This window comes from uncultured Clostridium sp., assembly GCF_947036855.1.
In the GTDB taxonomy this organism is placed as follows: Bacteria; Bacillota; Clostridia; order Clostridiales; family Clostridiaceae; genus Sarcina.
The window spans coordinates 1-7,193 of record NZ_CAMQRY010000114.1; the positions used below are offsets into that span (position 1 = coordinate 1).

A 7,193-nucleotide genomic window follows, 5' to 3' on the forward strand; every position below is an offset into this window, starting at 1 on the left:
ACTAAATTATATATAATTCCAGTTTCATCTAAACTCACATCTAAAACATTTCCCTTTAACTGTGTATACTTTAAATTAACAAGTAACTTTTTAGGACTTACCCTCAAATTTATCATCTCCTAAAATTTCAATAACTATAGTTTACATATTATGGAATATAAAATCAATATATTTTTATTTTAAAAATATTTTTATGAAGAAGATTGTATTTAAAGATATTAAACTAAAAATTATTATAATAGGTATAGTAATACTATTGCTAAACATCTTATTATCTGATTTAAATATAGAATATAAGTTACCATTATCACTATCCAAAACATATAACTTCTTATCATTGATAATAAGCTTTTCTATATTTTCAGAAAGTGTATCAAAAAACTTAGTTTTTTCACCATTTATATTTAAGTTAAATATAGATTTATCATTTTTGTCAAATACAAAAAATGAATTTACAGATTTTAAATCACCACTTTTATCAACAGCCATAGTACCTAGTGAACTTAAACTATCATGTTCATAAATTGGAGCTAATGGATATTTAGAATTATCCACTAAAATCTTCTCTTGTGTTTTATAATCTTCATGTTTAAACTTTGCTGAATCAATAGCATCTCCCCCACTATAATCCGGCCAACCATAAAAACCACCATCTACTAATTTATATAAATAATCTGAATCTCCGTGTATAGGTCTATACCCTCTTGCTTCCATTCCTCCACTACTTATAAAAAGATCTCCATTATTATCAAAATCTATTCCTTCAACATTTCTAACTCCATGAGCAATTGTTTCAAATTCTTTATTTTCTAAATTAAGTTTTATTATAGAAGCATTACCAATATACCCTTCTTTAATTTCTTGATCTTTTTTAGAACTTTTACCATAACTCATAAATGGTCCAGTTTCATTTGCGCCAAAATTTTCACCACTTAAATGAAATTCATAACTAGCTATATCTGATTTCTCATTATTGTTCCAAGTATTATCACTTCCTACAACACCTGAATTTGTTGCAGCTCCAACTGTTAAATATAAAAAATTATCTTTTATCAAAAGTTTATTATCGTAATAATCACCATAACTAGGTATATCATCTAGTAATATGCTATGAACTTCCTTTTCAACATTATAACTATTTAACTTATTTCCATATAAATAAAATAATTCATCACCATCATATGCTAAATCTCCAAATTTTATAGTTTTATCTGAAAATATATTTTCAAAATTATTAAACCTATCTATTCTTATTAAAGAATCTTCTTTAGATATAATAATTTCACCATCATCAGTAAAAATAAAATCTTCTGCATTTTTTACATTTTTAGAAATCACTTCATATTCAAACTCAACTTTTTTTATATTATTAACTATAACACCATAAAATATTACAGCTATCAGAATCCCCCCTACTCCTTTTAAAATATTCCCTAATAATTTCATATTTACACCTCCTTAAAATCATCTATATACATAATATATTTTTTATAAAGCATATTTAGACTCTACATAGAATATTCTTTAATATAAAAAATTAATAAGGTGGTGACATATGTCTAAAGATAATTTTTACAAAAATTCTTTTCTTTTAACAACATCTAATTTAGCTACAGGGGTACTCGGATTTATATTTTCTATATATCTTTCAAAAATTCTTGGAGCTGAAGGAATGGGTCTTTTTGGACTTGTTATGCCAGTATATAATTTATTCATTTCACTTATGACAGCTGGAATTGTAGCTTCTATATCAAAATCTACTGCAATATACGCTGCTAGAAATGAATCAAATAATATATTTAAAAGTATGAAAACAGTCGCTAAGTTTAATTTTGTTTGGGCGTTTTTTATAGGTGTGCTTGTATTTTTCCTTTCACCAAAGATTGGTGAGTTTTGGGTAAGAGATCCTCGGACTATTAAAGCAATAATGGTTACCTGTCCTGCTATGATTTGTATAGCATTATCTAATATTTTAAAGGGGTATTTTTATGGAACAAGTAAAATAAAACTTCCAGCATTTATAGACATACTGGAAAAAGGTGTTAGGATATTAATACTATTTGTATTATTAACAATGTTTAAATGTGTAAAACTAGAAAGTTTAGTTCTTTTAGCATATATTTCTATTTGTCTTGGAGAATTTCAAAGTTTAATTTTATTATATGGATATTTCAAACATACAACTAAAAATATTCCAAGAAGTAATAAAAATACACGCCCTACTAAACATTTATTGAAAGATTTATTAGCTACATCTATTCCGTTATGTCTTAATGGCTTTTTAATAAGTACATTTTCAATGGTTTCAGTACTTATAGTTCCAAGGGCTCTTATGCTCTCTGGAATGGAATATTCAGAAGCACTTGCTATAATTGGTAGATATTCTGGTATGGCCCTTACAATAGTAACATTTCCAATAATAATAATAGGTTCTTTAAATACTCTTATAATTCCTGATTTATCTCAAAGTATGAGCAAAAATGATTACTCTGGAACTATACGGCGAATTAAAAATGTTTTAAAAGTTTCGTTTATTGTAGGAATATGTACAACTATTCTATGTCAACTTATACCTAACTCTCTTGGAATGTTCTTTTTTGATAGAGATGATCTTGGTTTTTATATTAAGATAACATCGATTTCTATGCCAATAGTTTTTGCTGCTAATACAATGTTTGGAATATTAAATGGACTTGATAAACCAAAAGTTATTCTTAGAAATACTGTAATACTTGAAGTTATCGAAATTTCACTATTATTAATATTAACATCTATCCCATCTATAAATATAATGGGTTTTGCAATTACAATGTTTATAGTTTCTTTGTTAACTCTTATACTAAATTTATATGAAGTTTATAAGATTATAAATATTGAAATTTCTGTAGTAAATATTATAATTTATTCACTCAGCGGTATTCTTAGTTTCTTACTTTTAAAAATACTTACAGCGTATACAAATTTTTTAGATTATAGACTTCAAGGATTTATAATTTCTATTTTCGTTATTTTATTATTTGTTTTTTTAATAACCGTAACAAGACAAAAACGTTTTATTATGCGAAAAAAATAGACTGCTTATTGCAGTCTATTTTTTATAAATTGAGGTATTTTATTATATAACCTTGGAGATACTGAACGTATATCACTTTTTCTTACCGCTTTAAATGTTATAAGTCCTTGAATATATAGTATAACTCCAAAAACTACAAGCATTGCAGTATAAAGTAAGCCTGTTACAGTATTTAAATCTTCTATCTTAATAAACATAGTAAATAGCATTCCTAAAACAATAATACCAAATCCCATATATAAGCTAGCTAAAAAAGGCTTTATAATTAATGTTAAATGTCTTATCTTAATTTTTGTAACGTTTGTTATTTTATAATGGTTTATAACTGAAACTACTGTAAAATAAACTATAAATCCTATAACAGCTCCATAAATATTTATACTAGGTATAGCAATTAAAATATAATTTGATATAAATTTTATAACAAGTCCAAAGACTAGCGTATACATAACAAAATAAAATTTATTTATACTTTGAAGAACTATATTTTGAACAAATACTATTGCCATAAGAATTATAGTAATTCCACCAACTATCATCATTTCATATCCATTTGGTCGCCCAAATAAATATTGGTAAACCTCTTTTGAAAGAATCATTAAACCAATTGTAGATGGAATAGCTAAAACATATGTTAATCTAAAAGCAAATTTAATATTTTTCTTCATAGCAATTTTATCTTTTAAAACATTAGCTTTTGATAGTACTGGAAGAAGCGCTATACATAATGAAGTTATAAATATCATTGGTATATTTATAAGAGTTCTCCACTGCCCTAGAAGAGCATACATCTCTCTTGCCTCACTGTTCATAAATCCAGCTGCTAGAAGTCTAGACTGAACATTAGCAAGATCTATAATATTACCAAAATTCTGAAGTCCTGAACTAAGTGTTATAGGTAGTCCATAAGCTATTAATACTTTTATAATAACCTTTGTTCTAACTCTTTTCACACTTTTTTCTTGCGTTAATCTAGCTTCTTTTTCTGGGTTTAAAATTTTATACATATATATAAGATATAAAACTGCTATTATAGCTCCAATTGAAGTTCCAATTGTTGCCCCAGCACTTCCAAGTTCAATACCCCCAAGTTTTACTAATACAAATCCGAAAAATATACTTATAAAAACATTCGCAATTTGTTCAAATATACTAGCAAGGGCTACTGGTGTCATATTATTTCTACCTTGAAAATATCCCTTGTACGTAGCAAGTATAGATGTAGTTAAAATAGCTGGTGATAAAAACATTATCCCATATGCCATTTCAGGTTTTTTCATGAAATTTGCTATGAAATTAGCACCAAAAAGCATTGTAAACATACATAAAAGACCTACTCCAATAAGAAATCCCCTAGCTATTTTAAATGTTCTTATAGCGTCTTTATGATTTCCAACAGCTGAAAGCTCTGATACATACTTAGAGATTGCTGTTTGCATCCCTATATTTGTTAAGGCATATATAAATACAAATATATCATATAGTCCATAATAAATATCCATTTGGAAATTTAATATCCTTGTTAGTACCGGAATATATACTAGAGATAAAAGCTTTGCAATTATTCCAGCAATTGATAATATCGCAAAGCTTTTAGTTGTTGATTGCTCTTTCATAATTTAATTTTCCCCCGTAAATAAAATTATTTAAAGTCTAGAATCTAAATTTAAATACATCTCTTCTGATTTTTTTAAATATAGGTGGTAATGCTTGAGTTACTGTTTTATTTTTTAAGTACTCATACTTCTCAGGTACATTTCTAAAGACAGCCTTATAAGCATATAAGAATTGATATGTTAATCCATATTTATTTTCAAAGAATGAATTAAGTTTTTTATCGCCATATTTATTATCACCAATAATTGGATTTCCAAGGAATGATAAATGTGCTCTAAGCTGATGACTTCTTCCTGTTACAAGTTCAATCTCAAGCATTGAGAATAATCCATCAGTTTCTAAAACTTTAACATCCATAACTATTCTTTTAGTATCTGGTCTATTATCATGGAATACCTGTGATTTATTAATACCTTCATCTTTAGTTATAAAAGCTTCATATCTTCCATCTTTAATTTTCCCTTTAACTAAAGCTGAGTAATATTTTTCTACTTCTCTTTCTCTAATTATTTCATTTAACATTTTTAATGATTCAAAATTCTTTCCAAAGAAAACAATCCCTGAAGTATTTCTATCAAGTCTATTACAAGGAGCTGGTGTAAATGTTATCTCATTTTCTGGAATATAATCTCCCTTCTTGAATAAGTATGATAATACATAGTCATTTAATGTAGGTTCTCCTCCTTGTCTATCAGCATGAACTAAAACTCCTGGCCATTTTTCAACTAGAAGCATATTTTCATCTTCATATACAGTTCTAAGATTAGTTACATCAACTGTCTGAAATTTTCTTTTTGTTTCATTTTTTGTATTACTTGTTATGTATTTTATAGTTATTAAATCACCCAATACTAGTGAGTAATTTTCTTTTTGTTTCTTACCATTTACTCTTACATCACCTTTTCTTAAAGCTTTAAAAATTGCACTAAGTGGTACATCTTTTAAAAGTTTTCTTAAGAATTTATCAAGTCTTTGACCCGCTTCATTTAAACCTATTTCTATGTTCATACTTTCAACTCCTGTGTTCTTTTAATATTAAATTTATCCATTGTTATAGATTAACGACTATTACTACTTTTGTCAAATAATCAAAGCACTTTCTACTATAATATACGAAGTATATTTTATATAAGTAAATATAGGGTAGCTTCTAAAAAGTTATTTTATAAGTGGTATTACTTATAGAGTATATAGCAATATTAAAATGACTTCAATTTTGTTATTTAAACTTTACGATTTGTTTTTATAATTTAAATATCATTTACGAGTATTTTATTTAGATGTATATATCCAAATAAAAAAGAATATATCAAAATAAAAGTGATATATTCTTCTTGAATATCTAGTTATTATAGTAGTTAAATTCAAACCATTTTTTATTATTAGTATTATTTTGTATTTTAGGATTTTGATAATCATTGGATAATGTATCTAAATATTCTTTATCTAAAACTTTAACATTACCACTTTCATTAAAATTACTTGTATTATAATTAACTATCAAGCTATCCATATTACAATAATTTAATCCTATATATATTACTATCCCTATAATTATTATATAATTCCAAACTTTAAACTGCTTAAATAAATTTATTAATAACAATACTAAAACTATTAGTAAAAATACCGCAAAAACTAATGATAAAAATCTAAGTCTTGTGAATCCTAAGGCTTCAACATATGATTTCAATGCCATTATTGACCGTATACTCATATTCATACTCAGAAGTGTCATTACTGCAAATAATATTTTAGTTAATTTATTTTCTTTAGTTATATTCTTAAAGAAAATTATGGCTGATATATTTATAAACACTACAAATATAAGTTGAAAAAATCCAGCTCTTGCATTACTTGAATAACTATCTCCAACTTTCACAAATTGTGATACTAAAAACATAAAATAAAGAGCATTAATCATTATAAATACTGTATTTAATATTCTTAAGTTAACATTTAATTTTTTTTCTGATTCAAACTGCTTTTCTAATAGCATATTAGCTGATTTACTATAAGCTAATAAATACATTGAAATAATTAATGCAACAAGAATAGCAAGTATTATATTTTTATCTATATCTAAATTAACAGTGAATATAGATAAAATCATATTTTTAAAATTCTCATCTCCGCTACTAAGTATTGTAGCTAAAACTATTACTATAGGTGCTGATATTCCAAGTCCTATCATTATTTCTTTGTACTTTTGTTTATCTTTAACAGTTCCACGTTTTCTAAAAGTATCAAATACCCTTATATTTGATACTCGCTGTAATGGGCTTATTATAGTACTTTCTAATGCTTGTCCTATAAATCTTACTAAAGTTAAATCATAACTTTTAGTAATTAATAACTTTGAACCATATAAAATCATTATTGGTACAGCAACTAAATTTATTGCCCTAAACATTTCATTTGTAAATATACTAAAGGTTACTGATAATACCAGCCCACTTACTAAAATAACTGCGCCTATTTTATTTTTAATTTCTGTTTTTTT

The 7,193-nt window shown here is 25.7% G+C and carries 5 protein-coding genes; 1 reads left to right on the forward strand and 4 read right to left on the reverse strand.

The features are described from left to right. Positions 1-174: 174 nt before the first annotated feature. On the reverse strand, positions 175-1,446 hold the full coding sequence (locus Q0V15_RS10390) for a PQQ-dependent sugar dehydrogenase (protein ID WP_297438717.1): 1,272 nt from the start codon (positions 1,444-1,446) through the stop codon (positions 175-177). A 109-nt stretch (positions 1,447-1,555) separates the two neighbouring features. Between Q0V15_RS10390 and spoVB the strand changes: the two genes are divergently transcribed. Beyond that, positions 1,556-3,073: a stage V sporulation protein B gene (gene spoVB / locus Q0V15_RS10395; RefSeq protein WP_297438719.1), complete on the forward strand. Its 1,518-nt coding sequence runs from the start codon at positions 1,556-1,558 to the stop codon at positions 3,071-3,073. 5 nt (positions 3,074-3,078) lie between these two features. Here spoVB and Q0V15_RS10400 read toward each other — a convergent pair whose 3' ends face one another. The 3 genes from Q0V15_RS10400 to Q0V15_RS10410 form a co-directional block, all read right to left on the reverse strand. Then, a complete protein-coding gene (locus Q0V15_RS10400) occupies positions 3,079-4,689 on the reverse strand; it encodes a polysaccharide biosynthesis protein (protein ID WP_297438721.1) in 1,611 nt (536 codons plus the stop codon). A gap of 37 nt (positions 4,690-4,726) precedes the next feature. Then, complete coding sequence (locus Q0V15_RS10405) at positions 4,727-5,698, reverse strand: RluA family pseudouridine synthase (protein WP_297438723.1); 972 nt, start codon at positions 5,696-5,698, stop codon at positions 4,727-4,729. 334 nt (positions 5,699-6,032) lie between these two features. After that, on the reverse strand, positions 6,033-7,193 hold a 1,161-nt coding region (locus Q0V15_RS10410; protein ID WP_297438725.1), incomplete at its 5' end, for a DUF4153 domain-containing protein.